Source organism: Aurantimonas endophytica (assembly GCF_014196845.1).
Lineage (GTDB): Bacteria > Pseudomonadota > Alphaproteobacteria > Rhizobiales > Rhizobiaceae > Aurantimonas > Aurantimonas endophytica.
Genome location: NZ_JACIEM010000002.1, coordinates 340,227 through 357,358, shown reverse-complemented (window position 1 = coordinate 357,358; position 17,132 = coordinate 340,227). Strand labels below are relative to the sequence as shown.

At 66.0% G+C, this 17,132-nt stretch carries 15 protein-coding genes and 1 tRNA gene; 12 read left to right on the top strand and 4 right to left on the bottom strand.

The genetic code is table 11. From position 1 onward, the window contains the following. Positions 1-105: 105 nt before the first annotated feature. The 9 genes from GGR03_RS09395 to GGR03_RS24735 all read left to right on the top strand — a co-directional run bounded on the left by GGR03_RS09395 (position 106) and on the right by GGR03_RS24735 (position 8,978). Positions 106-888, top strand: a complete 783-nt coding sequence (locus GGR03_RS09395) for a (Fe-S)-binding protein (protein WP_210292070.1) — start codon at positions 106-108, stop codon at positions 886-888. Positions 889-983: 95 nt separating this feature from the next. Further along, positions 984-2,411, top strand: a complete 1,428-nt coding sequence (locus GGR03_RS09390) for a LutB/LldF family L-lactate oxidation iron-sulfur protein (protein ID WP_183207372.1) — start codon at positions 984-986, stop codon at positions 2,409-2,411. Next, positions 2,408-3,082, top strand: a complete 675-nt coding sequence (locus GGR03_RS09385; RefSeq protein WP_183207371.1) for a LutC/YkgG family protein — start codon at positions 2,408-2,410, stop codon at positions 3,080-3,082. Before GGR03_RS09390 ends, GGR03_RS09385 begins: the two co-directional genes overlap by 4 nt. 70 nt (positions 3,083-3,152) lie before the next feature. Further along, positions 3,153-3,803, top strand: a complete 651-nt coding sequence (locus GGR03_RS09380; protein ID WP_183207976.1) for a LysE family transporter — start codon at positions 3,153-3,155, stop codon at positions 3,801-3,803. 73 nt (positions 3,804-3,876) lie between these two features. Then, a complete protein-coding gene (locus GGR03_RS09375) occupies positions 3,877-4,104 on the top strand; it encodes a hypothetical protein (RefSeq protein WP_183207370.1) in 228 nt (75 codons plus the stop codon). Positions 4,105-4,299: 195 nt separating this feature from the next. Further along, complete coding sequence (locus tag GGR03_RS09370; protein WP_183207369.1) at positions 4,300-5,046, top strand: 16S rRNA (uracil(1498)-N(3))-methyltransferase; 747 nt, start codon at positions 4,300-4,302, stop codon at positions 5,044-5,046. A 132-nt stretch (positions 5,047-5,178) separates the two neighbouring features. Further along, positions 5,179-6,552, top strand: coding sequence for a glutamate--cysteine ligase (locus tag GGR03_RS09365; RefSeq protein ID WP_183207368.1), 1,374 nt, complete (start codon positions 5,179-5,181; stop codon positions 6,550-6,552). 154 nt (positions 6,553-6,706) lie between these two features. Beyond that, positions 6,707-7,624, top strand: a complete 918-nt coding sequence (locus GGR03_RS09360; protein WP_183207367.1) for a hypothetical protein — start codon at positions 6,707-6,709, stop codon at positions 7,622-7,624. A gap of 43 nt (positions 7,625-7,667) precedes the next feature. Continuing rightward, the gene (locus GGR03_RS24735; protein WP_183207366.1) at positions 7,668-8,978 is read left to right on the top strand and encodes a hemolysin family protein; all 1,311 of its coding nucleotides are present in this window, start codon (positions 7,668-7,670) and stop codon (positions 8,976-8,978) included. Between the two features lie 18 nt (positions 8,979-8,996). On the opposite strand, the gene GGR03_RS09350 is transcribed toward GGR03_RS24735, so the two are convergent. After that, a complete protein-coding gene (locus GGR03_RS09350; RefSeq protein ID WP_183207365.1) occupies positions 8,997-9,269 on the bottom strand; it encodes a YjiS-like domain-containing protein in 273 nt (90 codons plus the stop codon). A gap of 188 nt (positions 9,270-9,457) precedes the next feature. Here GGR03_RS09350 and GGR03_RS09345 point away from each other — a divergent pair, with 188 nt between their 5' ends. Together GGR03_RS09345 and xseA are read left to right on the top strand one after the other, a co-directional pair. After that, positions 9,458-10,411, top strand: a complete 954-nt coding sequence (locus GGR03_RS09345) for a LysR family transcriptional regulator (RefSeq protein WP_183207364.1) — start codon at positions 9,458-9,460, stop codon at positions 10,409-10,411. A gap of 70 nt (positions 10,412-10,481) precedes the next feature. Then, positions 10,482-12,077, top strand: a complete 1,596-nt coding sequence (gene xseA, locus GGR03_RS09340; protein WP_183207363.1) for an exodeoxyribonuclease VII large subunit — start codon at positions 10,482-10,484, stop codon at positions 12,075-12,077. 11 nt (positions 12,078-12,088) lie between these two features. Here xseA and GGR03_RS09335 read toward each other — a convergent pair whose 3' ends face one another. Then, entirely contained in the window at positions 12,089-13,480 is a 1,392-nt protein-coding gene (locus GGR03_RS09335) for a sensor histidine kinase (protein WP_246367771.1), read from the bottom strand. Beyond that, the gene (locus tag GGR03_RS09330; RefSeq protein ID WP_418885031.1) at positions 13,480-14,235 is read right to left on the bottom strand and encodes a response regulator; all 756 of its coding nucleotides are present in this window, start codon (positions 14,233-14,235) and stop codon (positions 13,480-13,482) included. The genes GGR03_RS09335 and GGR03_RS09330 overlap by 1 nt, the downstream gene beginning before the upstream one ends. A 658-nt stretch (positions 14,236-14,893) precedes the next feature. Between GGR03_RS09330 and GGR03_RS09325 the strand changes: the two genes are divergently transcribed. Continuing rightward, on the top strand, positions 14,894-16,159 hold the full coding sequence (locus GGR03_RS09325; protein WP_183207361.1) for a hypothetical protein: 1,266 nt from the start codon (positions 14,894-14,896) through the stop codon (positions 16,157-16,159). Between the two features lie 827 nt (positions 16,160-16,986). Here the strand turns inward: GGR03_RS09325 and GGR03_RS09320 are convergent. Next, positions 16,987-17,063: transfer RNA gene (locus tag GGR03_RS09320), tRNA-His, on the bottom strand. Positions 17,064-17,132 lie beyond the last annotated feature (69 nt).

The window sequence follows — 17,132 nt, the reverse complement described above, 5'->3', positions numbered from 1 at the left end:
CCGATGGCGGGGGCGGATACCAAGACTGATTTGCACCCGCCGCAAAACCGGCTCAGAACAGCGGCCTGACATAAGCGGGGATCGGACCTCGCCAGGGAGAAGCCCTTGAACGTGAATGCCGTTTCCCATGCCGGGCAGCCCCGCGTCGCGCTGTTCGTCACATGCCTCGTCGATCTCTTCCGGCCGAGCGTCGGCTTTGCCGCCATCAAGCTTCTCGAGGAAGCCGGCTGTACGGTGAGCGTGCCTGCGGCCCAGACCTGCTGCGGCCAGCCGACCTACAATTCCGGCGACCGGGCCGACACACGCGCCATCGCCGAGCAGGTGATCGCGGCGTTCGAGGGATTCGACTATGTCGTCGCCCCGTCGGGCTCGTGCGCCGCCATGCTGAAGAAGCATTATCCGGAGCTCTTCGCTGGTGATCCGGCCTGGGAGACGCGCGTCGCCGCCTTCTCCGACAAGGTCCACGAACTGGTCAGTTTCCTTACTGACGTTCGCGGCATGACGACAGTCACCGCGCAGGTCTCGGGCACCGCGACCTACCACGATTCCTGCTCCGGCCTTCGCGAGCTCGGCATCAAGCGGCAGCCGCGCATGCTGCTGGAGAGCGTCGACGGGCTGGCGCTTGCCGAACTCAAGGATGCCGAAGTCTGCTGCGGTTTCGGCGGGACGTTCTGCGTGAAATATCCCGACATCTCCAACGCCATCGTCACCAAGAAGGCCCGCAATGTCGGGATGAGCGGCGCCGACATGCTGCTGGCCGGCGACCTCGGCTGCCTGATGAACATGGACGGCAAGCTGAAGCGCGAGGGCATTGCCGTCGAGGTCCGGCACGTCGCGGAGGTGCTGGCGGGAATGACCGACGCGCCGCCGATCGGCGGCAAGCTGTGAGCGACCGCTCCGCAACGGCTCCGCTCTCCTTCGCCGCCGGCCGTCGCTGACCGATGACGCCGCGCCGCGACCACGCTTTCGAATAGGCCCGCCCGATGCAGATCACCTCACAGACGTTCAAGGCCAATTCCGTCAAGGCGCTCGCCGATGTCGACCTGCAGCGGGCGCTCGGCAATGTCGAGCGCGGCTTCATCGACAAAAGGCAGAAGGCGGTCGACGCGCTGCCGGAGTTCGATGCGCTGCGCGACAATGCGGTGGCCATCAAGAACCACACGCTGAAGCATCTCGACCTCTATATCGAGGCCTATGTCGCCAAGGTGCAGGCCAGCGGCGGCATCGTGCATTTCGCCGAGGATGCCGACCACGCCAACCAGATCTTCCTCGACATCGCCCGGCGCCGGAAGGCGAAGACCGTCACCAAGGGCAAGACGATGATCTCCGAGGAGATCGGGCTCAACGCCTTCCTCGAGAAGAACGGCATCGTCCCGATCGAGACCGATCTCGGCGAATACATCATCCAGCTGCGCGGCGAGCACCCGAGCCACATCATCGCGCCGGCCGTGCACGTCAACCGCGACCAGGTGGAGGCCGATTTCCGCCGGGTCCACGTCGATCTCGACCCGATGCGCAGCCTGGTCGAGCCGGAGATGCTGCTCGGCGAGGCGCGGCAGATTCTGCGCCAGAAATACGGTGAGGCCGATATCGGCGTCACCGGCGCCAACTTCCTGATCGCCGAAACCGGCTCCTCGGTGATCGTCACCAACGAGGGCAATGGCGACCTCACCCAGCTGCTCGGCAAGTGCCACGTGGTCCTCGCCTCGATCGAGAAGCTGGTGCCGACCCTGGAGGACATGGCGCAGATCCTGCGGATCCTCGCCCGTTCGGCCACCGGTCAGGACATGAGCGTCTACACGACGCTGTCGACCGGGCCGAAGCGCCCGGAAGATCCGGACGGGCCCGACGAGTACCACGTCATCCTGATCGACAACGGCCGCTCCAACATGCTCGGCACGGAGTTCGAGGACATGCTGCGCTGCATCCGCTGCGGCGCCTGCATGAACCACTGCCCGGTGTATCATGCGGTCGGCGGCCATTCCTACGGCTGGGTCTATCCGGGGCCGATGGGCGCGGTGCTCACGCCGTCGCTGATCGGCGTCGAGAAGGCCGGGCACCTGCCGAACGCCTCGACCTTCTGCGGCCGTTGCGAGAGCGTCTGCCCGATGCGCATCCCGCTGCCGAAGATGATGCGGCACTGGCGCGAGAAGGAGTTCGAGAGCCATCTGCAGCCGACGACGCAGCGCGCCGGGCTCCGCGTCTGGGCGTTCTTCGCGCGGCATCCGAAGCTCTACCGGGCGGCAGTCTCCATCGCCATGCCGCTCCTGAACCGCGCCGGCGGATCGAAGCGCCGCTTCGCCTCGCTGCCGCTCGCCGGCGGCTGGACGAAATGGCGCGACCTGCCGGCCCCGGAGGGCAAGACCTTCATGCAGCAATACGCCGCGCGCACGAACGGAGCCAAACATTGAGCGCCTCGACCCGCGACGCGATCCTCGGCCGCATCCGCCGCGCCAATGGCGGCCGGCCGCACGATCCCGAACGCCAGCGGATCGTCGATGCGCGGCTCGCCGGCAAGGCGCCGGGCGTCGTGCCCCGGCGCGGACAATTGCCGCACGACGAGCAGGTGGCGCTGTTCATCGCCATGGCCGAGAAGGTCCACGCCACGACGGCGCGGATCGGCGGCTATGGCGAGCTCCCCGCGGAAGTCTCGCGCTGGTTGCGAGAGAACAACTTCCCTGCCGACCTGCGGCTCTGCGAGGACCCGCGCATCGCCGGCGCGGATTTCGAGGCGACGGCGCTGACGATCCGCCGCGGCGCCAGCGACGGCAACGACCTCAACGCGCTGTCGCATGCCGAGGCGGCGATCGCCGAGACCGGCACGCTCTGCCTCGTCTCGGGACAGGAGAACCCCACCAGCCTGAACTTCCTGCCGGAGAACCACATCGTGGTGATCCGGGCCGCCGACATCGAGGGCGACATGGAGGCGCTGTTCCCGGCGCTGCGCCAGCGCTACGGCGAGGGCAGGATGCCCCGGTCGGTGAACTTCATCACCGGGCCGTCTCGCTCCGGCGACATCGAGCAGGTGCTGCTGCTCGGCGCACACGGGCCCCGGGCCCTGCACATCATCATCGTCGGCTGAAGGAGCCGACGTGTCTTGACCGGGGGCGACGCCGGTGGATTGCTGTCGCAGTCCTCAGGGAGCCGTCACCATACCCGTCGAACCCGCCACCCTCGCAGCCTTCGCGCTCGCCTCGCTGATCGTGCTGGCGATCCCGGGGCCCACCATCGTGATGGTCGTCGGCCAGGCGCTGGCCCATGGGCGATCGGTGGCGCTCGCCAGCATTGCCGGTGTCGGCCTCGGCGATCTCCTCGCCGCCGGCCTGTCGCTGGCTGGTGTGGGCGTCCTTCTCTCGGCCTCCGCCACCGCCTTCATGGTGCTGAAATGGGCCGGCGCCGCCTATCTCGTCTGGATCGGCATGCGCATGTGGCGATCACCCACCTCACTCTCGACGAATGACGAAGCCGGAGATCTCCCGCCTGCCAAGAGGCTTTCGGCGCGGGTCTTCCGCGACGCGTTCCTGGTGACGCTGTTCAATCCGAAGGGCATCGTCTTCTTCGTGGCCTTCGTGCCGCAATTCCTCGATCCTGGCAAAGCCTATGGTCCGCAGGCGGTGGTTCTCGTCGCCGTGTTCGTCGTGCTGGGCATTCTCAACGCGCTCTTTTACGTGCTGATCGCCGGCCGGGCCCGCCGTCTCGTGCGCCAGAAGCGCTTCCTGCGTTCCCTGAACCGGCTGGGCGGCACCTTCCTGATCGGCGCCGGGATCGCGGCAGCCTTTGCACGGCGTCCGGCGCTGTCCTGAGAAGATCCAGAGGCCCGTACGGAACGTCGGACCGCGCGTACCGTTCATTCGGCGACACACAGGAGTGAATACGATGACGACGCATCAGCAACAGGTCATGGCAGGCACCGGTCCCCGGGACCGTTCGCAGGAAGGCGTCGACAAAGGCGTCGAGCGCGAGACCCCCGATACGGACGAGCGCTCTGCGGAGGACATCGAGGAAGGGCTGATGACGGACGAGGAAGAACTCGACGAGGCGCTGGACGAGACGTTTCCGGCTTCCGACCCGATCTCGCCAAGCCGCATTGACGGCCCGATCTGAACGTCGCCTATCGCCGGGAGCTCTCCGGCTGACCCTGCCCTTTACAGGTCCCGATGCGGGTATGCTGTTGTCGGGACCTGAACTCCACTTGGGCTTCCGGCTAGCCGAATTCCCGCCATTGGCTCCCTCCGCAGTTGTCCCCTCGACCCGTCCGGCGAGTTCCGGCATGAGGGGTGTGCAGCAGCGGGGACCGAAATGCCAAGCCACGACTTCAAGAGCCCGCGACTCTACGTGGAGTCCGATCTCGCCGATGCCGAAGCCATCGCGGCGACTGCCGTGCAGGCCAACTACCTTCTCAACGTGCTGCGGCTCGGTGAAAGCGACACAGTCCTCGCCTTCAACGGGCGCGACGGCGAATGGCGTTGCGAACTTCGGAAGCCGGCAAAGAAGAAGCTCGACCTCGTTCCGCTCGCGCGGACCCGGGACCAGATCCCCGCACCGGACCTTCTCTATCTCTTCGCGCCGCTGAAGCATGCCCGCCTCGACTACATGGTGCAGAAGGCGGTGGAGATGGGTGCCGGCACGCTGCAGCCGGTGATGACGCAGCACGTCCAGGCCTCGCGCATCAATATCGACCGGATGCGCGCCAACGCCGTCGAAGCCGCAGAGCAGTGCGGCATCCTGTCCATCCCCGACTGCCGGGAGCCGATCGGGTTCGGCACGCTGCTAGCCGGCTGGGACCCTGCCCGGCATCTGATCTTCTGCGACGAACGCGAGGAGGCAGAAAGCCCCATCGAGACGCTGCGGTCGATGCCGCCCGGTAGGCTGGCCCTGCTCGTCGGCCCGGAAGGCGGGTTTTCGCAGGACGAGCGGGCCTCATTGCGCGCCCTGCCCTTCGTCACGGTGATGTCGCTCGGGCCGCGGATTCTGCGGGCCGACACGGCTGCCGTCGCAGCGCTCGCCGTCCTGCAAGCGGCGGTCGGGGACTGGCGCGAGGGCTGAGGCTTCGATAGAGGCCGCACCGTCAACGGCAAAGCCTCTTGCGTTCGCACGCGTCATTGGGCAACCCGTTGCGGCTCCGCCCGGGTCTTCTAGAGATCCGCGCCGGATATCGACCGAAGGAAAAGGAATGCCATGGCGCGCGACACCACCGATCTGACGCCGGTCTCCTCGGTCGAGGACCTGACGGCGCATCTGAAGTCCGGCGAGAAGCCCGAGAGCGCGTTCCGGATCGGCACCGAGCACGAGAAGTTCGGCTATTACACCGAGGACCTCTCTCCCGTGCCCTACGAGGGCGAGCGCGGCATCGCGGCGCTCCTGGAGCGCATGAAGGCGCTGTCCGGTTGGGAAGCCATCGTCGACGACGGCAAGATCATCGGGCTCTACGGCAGCAACGGCCAGGGCGCGATCTCGCTAGAGCCGGGCGGCCAGTTCGAGCTCTCCGGCGCGCCGCTGGAGACGATCCACGCGACCTGCCGCGAATCCAACGCGCATCTCGCCGAAGTGCGCGCCGTCGCCAAGGATCTCGGCATCGGCTTCCTCGGCATCGGCTCCTCGCCGACCTGGACGCTCGCCGAGACGCCGATCATGCCGAAATCGCGCTATGCGATCATGCGGAACTACATGCCGAAGGTCGGCACGCGCGGCCTCGACATGATGCTGCGGACCGCGACGATCCAGGTCAATCTCGACTTTGCCGACGAGGCCGACATGCGCCGCAAGATGCAGGTCGGCATGCGCCTGCAGCCGGTGGCATCGGCGCTGTTCGCCAATTCGCCCTTCACCGAGGGCAAGCCCAACGGTCTCTGTTCGTGGCGCTCCGATGTCTGGTCGGACGTCGACAACCAGCGCGCCGGCCTCCTGCCCTTCGTGTTCAAGCCGGACTTCACCTATCGCGACTATGTCGAGTGGGCACTCGACGTGCCGATGTATTTCGTCACCCGCCACGGCCGCTACCACGACACCACCGACGTCACCTTCCGCCAGTTCATGGACGGCGCCCTGAAGGGCCGGATCGACGATCCCGAGCCGCAACTCGGCGACTGGACCAACCATCTCTCGACGCTGTTCCCGGACGTGCGGCTGAAGACCTTCATCGAGATGCGCGGCGCCGATGGCGGTCCGTGGCGGCGGATCTGCGCGCTGCCGGCCTACTGGGTCGGGCTGCTCTACGACGGTCCGACCCTTCAGGCCGTCGACGAATTCACCCGCGACTGGACCTTCGAGGAAGTCTCAGCGATGCGCGCTGAAGTGCCGCGAAGCGGCTTCCGCACGCCGTTCCGGGACAGCACCGTCCTCGACCTTGCCCGCGAGACCGTCCGGCTGGCACGCCAGGGCCTCGTCGCCCGCAACCGGCGCAACGAGGAAGGCAACGACGAAAGCCATTTCCTGGCGCCGCTGGAGGAGGTCGTCGCCCGCGGCACGACCTCCGGCGAGGAGTTGGTCCGGCTCTACGAGGAGCAGTGGGACCGGTCGATGGAGCGGGTTTTCAAGCATCTCACCTACTGAGATCCGGCGTCGGACGGCGATCACTGCATCCCACTGGCGGGAAATAGATGCGTGCGCGACCGATTCATGCTTGGCTGGCGCCGTTGGCGCACCATCTGCATGTTTGGGCATCGTTCGGCGGTCGCGCCGAGGCACGCTGCGAACCGGGATCGCAATGACCGACTTCTTCGACTGGCTGACTGCGGGCGATTCCGGCCTTGCCGCCTTTCGCCTTGCCGACTCGTTCAAGCTGTCGCAGCAGGAGATGCGCAAGACGGCCGATGCGCTCGCCCCCGCCTTCACGCTGGCGCTGCAGCGCGCGATGCTCGATCCGGCCGCCTGGGCCAGCCTCTCGCATCACTTTCGCCCATTCTGGAACGCCAACGGCCTGACCGATCCGGCGCTGGCGCAGACGCAGGCCGCACGCGACCTCGCCGCCGCACTGTTCGGTTCGGGGGATCTGGCCGCCGCGGTGTCGCGCCAGGTCTCGATGGCCAGCGGCGTCGCCCCCGATACGGTCGAGGCCCTGATGCGCAATCTGTCGATCCTGACCATGCAGACCATGGTCCAGACGATGATGGTCAACGCCGCGCGCAACCAGCCCAAAGGTCTGGCTGAGGGCAACTATTCCGCCGCCATGGCCGAGATGATGCGCCGCGGGGCGAATGCGATGGAGGCACTCGGCCGGCCGTCAGATGCCGGTGACGGCCGCCACCCCGCACAGGCAACGGGGTCGGAATATCTGAGCAATCTGTTCGGCAATGCGCTGAAGGGCGAGATGCCGTGGCTGCCGCCCACCGGCGCGGCGGCCCCGGCGCAGCCGAGCGCCGAGCCGACCGCCCCGCCGGCCGATCCTCTCGCCGCCTTTCTTCCCTTCGAGGCGATGATGGGCGGCTTCCTGCGCGGCATGACCCCTGCCGAGACCCCGCAGGACGAGGCGGCAGAGAGCAGCCCCGATGCCGGCGCCGCGCGGGCGGGCAAGCCAGTACCCGACGATCCGGTCAAGGCCGGCGAGCAGCTTCAGGACGACTACGCGCAGCAGATGATGGCGATCTTCCGCCGTTACGGCGGCGGCGATCGCGAGACCGGCTGACATCCGTTCAAAGACCCCCGAACCCTCGTTGCCGGACTGACCAGTGCCCATCGTCGAAATTGCCATCATCCTCTTCCTCATTCTGCTCAATGGGTTCTTCGCGATGTCGGAACTGGCGCTGGTCTCGGCGCGCCGCTCGCGGCTGGAACAGATGGCCAAGGAGGGCCGCCGCGGCGCCAAGTCGGCGCTGCGCCTGACCGAGGACCCGACGGGATTTCTCTCGACCGTGCAGGTCGGCATCACCCTCGTCGGCATCTTCGCCGGCGCCTATGGCGGATCGGTTCTGGCCGCTCCGCTGGCGGCGGTCATGGTGGACTGGCCGCTGGTCGGCCCCTACGCCGAGACGGCGGCCTTCATCATCGTCGTCGTGGCGATCACCTATCTGTCGCTGGTCTTCGGCGAACTGGTGCCGAAGCGCTTCGCGCTGCGTCGGGCCGAGCAGATCGCGGCCTTCGTCGCGCCGTTCATGAGCCTTCTGGCGCGGATCGGCGCACCGCTCGTCTGGCTGCTGCGGGTCTCGACGGAGGCGGTGTCCTCCTTGCTCGGCTCGAGCGGCGACAATAGCGGCGCAGTGACCGAGGAAGACGTTCGGGCAATGATCGCCGAGGGCACTGTCAGCGGCGTCTTCAAGCCCAAGGAACGGCAGATGCTGGAAGGGGTGATCCGCATCGCCGACCGCACCGTTCGTTCCATCATGGTGCCGCGACCGGACGTTATATGGGTGGATCTCGACGATCCCGCCGAGATCGTCCTCGACGAGATCATCGCGGCGGGACATTCGCGCTTTCCCGTGATCGATACCGACAGCGACGACGTGGTGGGGCTGGTTCAGACCAAGGACCTGCTGGAACAGCAGCGCCGGAACGGCACGATCGATCTGAGCACGGCGATGCGCGAGGCGCTCTACGTCCACGAGACGATGCCGATCCTGAAGCTGCTCGACCGTTTCCGGACGACGCAGATCCATCTCGCCGTGGTGCTCGACGAATACGGCTCGCTGGAGGGGATCGTCACGCCAACCGACATCCTTGTCGCCATCGCCGGCACGCTGCCGGAAACTCCCGAGGGAGAACCCGCAATGGTGCAACGGCCGGACGGATCGTGGCTGGTCGACGCGACGATGTCGGTGGACGCGGTCGCGTCGTCGTTGCCGGATTTCGGTTTTCCCGAGGCCCGCGACTACCAGACCGTCGCGGGCTTTGCCCTGGACCGCTTCGGGGCGATTCCCGAAGTCGGCGACCGCTTCGCGTGGAACGGCTGGACGGTGGAAGTCGTCGATCTCGACGGTCGCCGCATCGACAAGCTGCTGCTGTCGCCGGCGACCGTCGATGAAGCGGAGGGCTCCGGCGTCTGAGGCGCCGAAGCTGAGATTTCAGTCGGCGAGGCCGCGCCGGCGGCGGGCCGCGGCCATCGCCAGCCGATAGGTCGGGTCCTGATGCCAGTCCGCATGCAACGCTTCGCTCACGTCATCGCGGCGGATGCCGAGGTCCGTCAGGAGATAATCCGGCATCTCGCTCAGTCGGCGCGCTGCGCGGCGATTACCCATCGTCCTGACGATCGCGCTGGCTGCGCCGAATACCGTCTTTCCCGCCTGACGGATCGAGGCAGCGGGTGCATCCCAGAGGGGCTTATGGATGATGGTCATGGCTTGGTCTCCTTTTCGCAGCCATGTGAACGCCGGAAAAAGCGGGGGCGGCGACGCCACGCCTTGCGGCGTGTCGACCGGTCCGACCCCCGAGTTGTTCCTGACAAGAATGAAGGTAATTGGCGTCGATTGATTAGACCAACGAATGTTCGTAATATGAAGCATCATTCTCAGTGATGGGAAAGCCGATGACTGCCCCGCTCGATCTCGACCAGCTCCGAACCTTCGTCGCCATCGTCGACGCCGGCAGCTTCACCCGCGCCGCCGACGACGTGTTCAAGACCCAGTCCGCCGTCTCGATGCAGATGCGGCGCCTGGAGGATCGCCTCGGCGTCAGCCTGTTCGAACGCACCGGCCGGACGATCCGCATCACCGACGACGGCTCGCGCCTGCTCGCCTACGCCAGGCGGATGATGGCGCTGAGCCAGGAGACGCTGTCGGCGTTCGACGAGGACGCCATGCAGGGCCATGTCCGGATCGGCCTGCCGGACGACTATGCCGAGCGCTTCCTGCCGGAGATCCTGGCGCGCTTCTCCCGCTCCAACCCGCTGGTCGAGCTGCAGATCGCCTGCGAGCCATCCTCCAACCTCACCGAACACGTGGAGAAGGGCCGGCTCGACGTCGCCCTCGTGTCGGACTGCTATCCCGGCGCGAAGCTGCCCGAGATCGTGCGGCGCGAACCGCTGCATTTCGTCGCCTCCGCCTCGCACGATACCCACAACGAGCCGGTGCTGCCGCTGGCGCTGGGGCGGCCGGACTGCGTCTGGCGGACCCAGGGCTGCGCCGCGCTCGACCGGATCGGCCGCCGTTACAAGGTGCTCTTCACCTCCTGGTCGGCGCAGATCGTCACCTCCGCGGTGCTCTCGGGCCTTGCAATCAGCGTGCTGCCGGAATGCGCCCTGCGCCCCGGCATGCGGATCCTCGGCGAATACGACAACTTCCCGACGCTGATGGACACCGAGATCGGCGTCATCCGCTCGCGCAGCGCCGACGGGCCGGTTGTCTCCGCGCTGGTCGAGCACATTCGCGAAAGCCTCGCCAATCTCGCGCCGCCGGAGAGCCAGGCACGCCCCTCGCATCTGCCGGACACGCGAACCGGGCGGCCGCAGCGGGCGCGCGGCATGGTCTCGCTGGTCAAGTAACCGGCGCCCGGTGCCAAAGCCGTGGGCGCCGCGGCCTTGACCCCGGCCGCGCAAGCCGCACAGTGACGCCATGAGCCTCTCCGTCGAATCCGCCGTCTCCAACGTTGCCGAATACACGGTCTCGGAAATCTCCGGCGCGCTGAAGCGTACCGTCGAGGATGCCTTCGGCCATGTCCGGGTGCGCGGCGAGATTTCCGGCTATCGTGGCCCACATTCGTCCGGCCACGCCTATTTCTGCCTCAAGGATGACAAGGCCCGCATCGACGCCGTCGTCTGGCGCACCGCCTTCGTCAAGCTGGGCTTCAAGCCGGAGGAAGGGCTGGAGGTCATCGCCACCGGGCGGCTGACCACCTTCCCCGGCTCGTCGAAATACCAGATCGTGATCGAGACGATCGAGCCGGCCGGCGCCGGCGCGCTGATGGCGCTGCTCGCCGAGCGCAAGCGCAAGCTGGAGGCGGAGGGCCTGTTCGCGCCGGAGCGCAAGCGCGCTTTGCCGTTCCTGCCGCGCGTCATCGGCGTCGTGACCTCGCCTACCGGCGCGGTCATCCGCGACATCCATCATCGCATCGCCGACCGGTTCCCGGTGCATATCCTGGTCTGGCCCGTGCGGGTCCAGGGCGAGACGTCGGGCGCCGAAGTCTCTGAGGCGATCGCCGGCTTCAACGCCATCGAGCCGGGCGGCGCGATCCCGCGGCCGGACGTGATCATCGTCGCGCGCGGCGGCGGCAGCCTGGAAGATCTCTGGGGTTTCAACGACGAGGCGGTGGTGCGTGCGGCGGCCGCCTCCGCGATCCCGCTTATCTCCGCGGTCGGGCACGAGACCGACTGGACGCTGATCGACCATGCGGCCGACCGCCGCGCGCCGACGCCGACCGGCGCCGCGGAAATGGCGGTGCCGGTTCGAGCCGACCTGCTCGCCAATCTCGCGAACCTTCACGCCCGCCACGCCGGGGCGATCTCGCGCCGGCTCGAGCAGGAGCGCAGGGCCGTCACCGCCACGGCCCGCGCGCTGCCGACGCCCGACATGCTGCTGGCCCTGCCGCGCCGGCGCCTCGACGAGGCGACGACGTCGCTCGGCCAGTGCCTGCGCGTCGCGGTCGGCGACAAGCGCCGCGCCTATGGCGAGATCGCGTCGCGCCTGACGCCCAAGACGCTCGATTCGATGCTGCGCGAAAAGCGCGCCGACCTTCGCCATCACGAGAGCCACGCGGCGCATGCCGTGCAGGCGCTGGTCGTGGCCCGGCGCCAGCGTTTCGACCGCGTCGCGGCGCATCTGCAGCCGCATATGATCCGCGCCCGCAGCGAAGCCGCCCGTCTGAGGCTTGATGCGTTCGGGGAACGGCTGGCTGTGGCCGCGGCCCGGAATGCCGATGCGCGACGCCAGCGCCTCGCGGCGGCCTGGCGGGTGGCGACCAGCCTCGATCCGCGGCGGGTGCTGGAGCGCGGCTACGCCATCATCCGCGGGCCCGGCGATGTGCCGATCGTGCGTGCGAGCGGTCTGGAACCAGGGATTCATTTCGAGGTGGAGTTTGCCGGACGGGAGCGCCGGGCAGCTGTCGCGACCGGCGATGCGGCGGCGACTGCGGTGGCGCCGGCGCCACCGAGGCCAAAGCCCCGCGCGCCGCGACGGGCCCCTGACGCCGGTGGCCAGGGCGACCTGTTCTGAGGCACCCCTGCCTAGGCCGTCTGTCGGCGACCCAGAACGTGCCGGGGCATCGGCTCCCGCGTTTCTGGCCCGATGCTTGGAAGCTCCACGCGGACGGTAAGGCCGCCGGATCGCGATTCCAGCAACTGCATCGAACCCCCATGGCCCCTGACGATGTCCTCGACGATGGACAGCCCCAACCCGAAGCCACCGCCTTGGTTGGCGGTTCGGGCGGAACTGGCCTTGAAGAACGGGTCCAGCACCTTTCGGCGAAGCTCCTCCGGGACACCTGGCCCATTGTCGCTCACATCGATCTGCACCTCGCCGGTCGGAGGAACGGTCAGGCTGACGATTACGGTGTCGCCAAACTTGGTGCCGTTGTCGACGAGGTTGGTTATGGCCCGCGCCAATGCCTTCGGCCTGCAAGGATAGACGGATTTTTCAGGCCCTTCGTAGGTTACGGAAAAGCCCAGGTCGGAAAAGTCGGAGCAGATGGTGCGCAGAAGGCTCGGAAGATCTGCGTTGATCGGACGTTCGGCGGAGACGTCCTTGCTGAGAAACGTCAGCGTCTCGTGGATCATCTCATCGATCCGCCGGATGTCATTCAGCATCGCCGCCGACAACTCCGGTTGCGTCGACCGCTCCGCCCGCATTCGCAGGCGCGTCAGCGGCGTGCGCAGATCGTGACTGATGGCGCGCAGCATATTCGTGCGGTCCTTCAGCATTTCGCGTACTCGGCTGCGCATGTCGTTGAGAGCGGCGGCGAGCTGACGCATCTCAAGCGAGCCATCCTCCTCGAAGGGTCGGTCATGGCCGGTGTCGGGACCGATCGATTGCGCAGCGTCGGCAAACCGCATCAGCGGCGCGGTGATCAGCCAGCCTGCGTAGCAGGACGACGCTAGAACCGGCAGGAGGACGATCAACGACTTCAACATGAAGTTGATTTGTTTGTCGCTGATGAAGGAGTCCTCTCCGGCGGGAGCGGGCGAGAACGCCAGGGCCGTGTCCGGGTCCACCCGCACCACGATGACGTCGGAAAGTTCGCCGCTCCGGGTCCTGTCGCGCAAGACAGGATGCATCGACGCCGGAAGATCGGCGCGCACCCGATCACGAACGTCGCCCCTAGCCGTCGATGGTTGCGAGGAGTCCTCGAGTTCGGTCAGCCATACCGGTTCTACCCGCAGTCCAGTCTTGCTGGCGGCATCCAGGATCGCGGCGACCTGGCCCGGCCGGTCCGACATCCGCACCTGGTCGACAACCGTCTCGATCTGAACCGCCGTCTTCTCCGCGTAGGACGTACTTTCGTAGACTTGCGGCCACAGAGGCTGGGTCACCAGGGCGATCAACGCCACCAAGATGACCGGGCCGATCGCCAGCGCGGTGATCTGCCGCCTGATCGAGCCAGACAGGAACCAGGAGCGCATCAAACTGGCGCCACGTCGGGCGTAAAGATGTAGCCGCCGAGGCGTACGGTCTTGATCAGCGTCGGTTCGCGGGCATTCGACTCGATCTTCTGGCGCACCCGGCTGACATGCACGTCGATGCTTCGCTCGACGGGTCCGGCGAGACCCGCGTGAGTCATGCCGAGTAGCTGGTCGCGGGACAGCACTCGCCCGGGGTTGCGGCAGAATGCCAAAAGCACATCGAACTCCGCGGTCGTCATCGACACATGGACGTTCTTGGAATTGCGGAGCTGGCGCGACACCGGGTCGATCCGCCATCCCTCGAATGTCAGCGGCTCTCGACGGTCACGATGTTCCGGCCCATACGCCGATCGCCTCAAGAGGCCTCGAATCCGGGCTAGCAATTCGCGGGAGCTGAAGGGCTTCGTGATGTAGTCGTCGGCACCAAGCTCGATCCCCACGATGCGGTCGACCTCTTCGCGCAACGCCGTGAGCATGATGATCGGGGTCGATGCGGCTGCACGCAGGCGGCGGCAGATGCTGAACCCATCCTCTCCTGGGAGCATGGCATCGAGGATGATCAAGTCGAACGACTGCCGCCGAAGGATCCGGTCCATGACGACGGCCGTATCCGCCACCACCGGATGATACCCGCTCTCGAAGAGGGCTTCGCCCAGCATTACGGCGATCTCGATATCGTCTTCGACGATCAGTACTCTGGCCGTCGCTTCCGGCGCAGGCGCATGCATCTGACTGTCCGCCCAGATGCGCCCCATCCCGTTCGCGGGATGAGCCTCCCCTGCACCCGTTCCTGAACCATGAGCCGCTGCTTTTGCCATGAATGAGGTTCTCTTTGTTTTCGTCGTGGGGCTGGCAGCGCCCGCCGACCGGGGACACACCCGCTCGTGAGGCGGTCGCCGAGACGAGGCCCCATCTTCAACGCTGTGCCGCGATCGCGGCGGGGCTGATTACGGAAGCGACCGCAGCTTCATGACGGCCGCCCGCATTCGCCCATAGCTTCGGGAGCTTCCATTGCGGCGGCATTACGTGCCTCCGTCATGGATGGATTCCTGGGATAAGGTATTGGCAGAGCTGGAACTGAGGCTCTGCCGTTCTCCCGGTCCGGCACAACCAAACCTCAGCACGCAGTACCCGCGTGACGATCTCGGCCGGCGCGCGCCGGCCATCATGATCAGGTCGCCCTGCGATAAGGGTTACCGCTCGACACGAGCGGTGGCGGTAATGTTGGCGCAATCATCCGGGACCACAACAAGCAGAAAACGGAGCGCCGCACCCGATGAGACTTCTTCTACCCGGAACTCTCCCAGGGCCGTTAAGGGCACCTCAACGGTGTTTTGCAGATTGCGGAAATCCGGCTCGGTTGCGGTCCTCGTCTTCCTCGCGGGTTGCACCAGCAGCAGTACCGACGGCCTGATGTTCGACTATGCACCCGTCACCGCGGCGGCTCGGACGGCAGCGCCTCCCACGACCAGTTCCCGCAGCGAAGTTCCAAAAGCGAACTCGGCCTCGATGCTGTTGGGAACAGCGCACGCCGGCCAAGGCTACACAGTGCGGCCAAAGGTGGCGAGCGACGGCCGGTTCCACGTCTACACGTTCGAAACGGAGTACGGGACCTACACGGTGGTTGGTGACGGCCCGGCGAAAAAGCATGTTCATGAGCTGCAGGCCTTGAACATGCTCAAGAATTACTCACCGCCAGTCGAATTCGCTCGAGCCGCAGGCGGCGCCGTCATAGCGCCCGTAAAAGGCTTGTTCACCACCGTGTCCAATCCGATCGGAGCCGCACGGGCAACCCGCGGAAACTTCGAACGACGATTCCATGCGGTCCAACGCGGTCTTTCGCAAGCGGGAGAAGTCGTCACCGCTTTCCGGATGCCGGAAAAACGCGGGCCCGATCGCGAGAGCGATAGCTTGATCGAGAAGATCGTGGACAGGCCGAAAGAACGGCGGCGGATCGCAGAGGCACTGAAGGTCGATCCCTATACGCATTTCGTCCCACTTTCGCAGAAACTTGACGAGGTCGCGTCGTATTCTGCCGCAGGCGGTTTTGGCGCCAGCAGGGCGCTGGGCTTCGTCACGGGCGAAGCCGGTACGGTGATTTCCGGATTGGGCACCCTCGAATCCTGGGCCACGGAAAATCTGGATATGGCAGCTGACGATATGGCCGCAGCCAATCGAAAGCGCCTTCAGAGGCTCGGGATCTCCGAAGGCGTCATCAAGCGCTTCCTGTTAGCCGACAAACTCACGCCATCGGAGAAAACACAGGCCGTCGGATTCCTGGAAAGGCTTTCCGGAACTCCCGGACTCGACGCACTCGCCTCCTCCATCCCGGACAGCAGAACCAGACACGGTGCATTCGCGGCGCTACATACCATGGCCTACATGGCGCAACAGCCGTTCGACGGGGCGCGGGCCGCGAACGCGGCAGTCGTCGAGGACGTTCCGGTGCTCGCGCTAGATGATGGCCGAAGAGTCGCATTCTTCGCATCCGACGAACTCTTCTGGACATCAGGAAATGCGGCGCAGCTTTCCGAGCTCACCCTGGCGCTCAAGGAACCGCGCAGAGAGGGTTTCAAACCGGAAATCTGGATATCCGGAAGCGCCTCCGCTTCTGCCAGGCGCGAGCTTCAAAGCCGGGGATGGCTGGTAAAGACGAATGCATTCTCTGCTGCACATTAAATTCGGCGGACCTTGATGATAAATAGTAATCACGCCGGGTCGATTTCAAAAATCGGCAATCGAGCTCTTGAGGTTCTTTCATTCCTCCTTTTATGCGGGATCATCACCATAGGCTCAACGCGAGCAGTTGAAGCAGCGGGCTTCTCGCCGGTTGTCAAAGACGCCTGCGGAGCGGAAATAAGGTCACTGTGCCTACGCCCATGGCGGCTGACCCCGGATGCGATTACGGATTGCGTCGAAAGAAACAGCTCTCAGCTCTCTTCAACGTGCCGATCCTTCTGGGCGACTGCTCATATTTGCCAGCAGGAGATGCGAGAAATATGTGACGGCCTCAATCCGCTGACCATCAAGAGCTGCCTCCGCGATTCTGCGCGAAAGTTCTCGAAGCCTTGCCAGGAGCTCATGGACCTTCGGTGATCGGCGCATGGCGACGAGCGGGCCCGCTACTGATCGACGCGTCTAAGGGCACGGATCAACGCGGTTACCGCGATTGCTCCCATGTTTTTCCCGGTGACGATGTACAGCGGATAGCGGACGACGAGAGGGATCGCGTGTCCGAGGACACGACCGGAAGCAGGTGCCTGCGGAAGCAGGCCGACGACCAGAGCGCGATGCCACAAGCTATGCCCCCGCCGCAGGCGAAGACGAGCGCCACGCCAGCCTCGCGAAGGGGTGACGCCGAGGTGGCTCAGGTCGTCATGACCCGCCGTCCAAAGCGCGACGGACGTCGTGCTCAAGGGCGACGGGAAGAGCCTCGGGCTCAGACAGGAAGCCACCCGGAGACCTGGGCGGGCTTGTCCAACTAACCGACTTTATGGGCTTTTGAATGGTACGGTTGGGTGGTCTCGAACCACCGACCTCCGGAGCCACAATCCGACGCTCTAACCAACTGAGCTACAACCGCACGGCGGACTTTCGTCCGCGAACCGACGAGATAAAATCTTTCGGCGCCGCACGCAAGCCCATCCGGGCC

Coding starts and splice junctions, on each gene's coding strand:
- GGR03_RS09350 (WP_183207365.1), bottom strand. CDS start 9,269: ATGACCATCATCCATAAGCCCCTCTGGGATGCACCCGCTGCCTCGATC.
- GGR03_RS09330 (WP_418885031.1), bottom strand. CDS start 14,235: ATGGGGCGCATCTGGGCGGACAGTCAGATGCATGCGCCTGCGCCGGAA.
- GGR03_RS09325 (WP_183207361.1), top strand. CDS start 14,894: ATGTTCGACTATGCACCCGTCACCGCGGCGGCTCGGACGGCAGCGCCT.
- GGR03_RS09345 (WP_183207364.1), top strand. CDS start 9,458: ATGACTGCCCCGCTCGATCTCGACCAGCTCCGAACCTTCGTCGCCATC.
- GGR03_RS09360 (WP_183207367.1), top strand. CDS start 6,707: ATGACCGACTTCTTCGACTGGCTGACTGCGGGCGATTCCGGCCTTGCC.
- xseA (WP_183207363.1), top strand. CDS start 10,482: ATGAGCCTCTCCGTCGAATCCGCCGTCTCCAACGTTGCCGAATACACG.
- GGR03_RS09390 (WP_183207372.1), top strand. CDS start 984: ATGCAGATCACCTCACAGACGTTCAAGGCCAATTCCGTCAAGGCGCTC.
- GGR03_RS09365 (WP_183207368.1), top strand. CDS start 5,179: ATGGCGCGCGACACCACCGATCTGACGCCGGTCTCCTCGGTCGAGGAC.
- GGR03_RS09370 (WP_183207369.1), top strand. CDS start 4,300: ATGCCAAGCCACGACTTCAAGAGCCCGCGACTCTACGTGGAGTCCGAT.
- GGR03_RS09375 (WP_183207370.1), top strand. CDS start 3,877: ATGACGACGCATCAGCAACAGGTCATGGCAGGCACCGGTCCCCGGGAC.
- GGR03_RS09335 (WP_246367771.1), bottom strand. CDS start 13,480: ATGCGCTCCTGGTTCCTGTCTGGCTCGATCAGGCGGCAGATCACCGCG.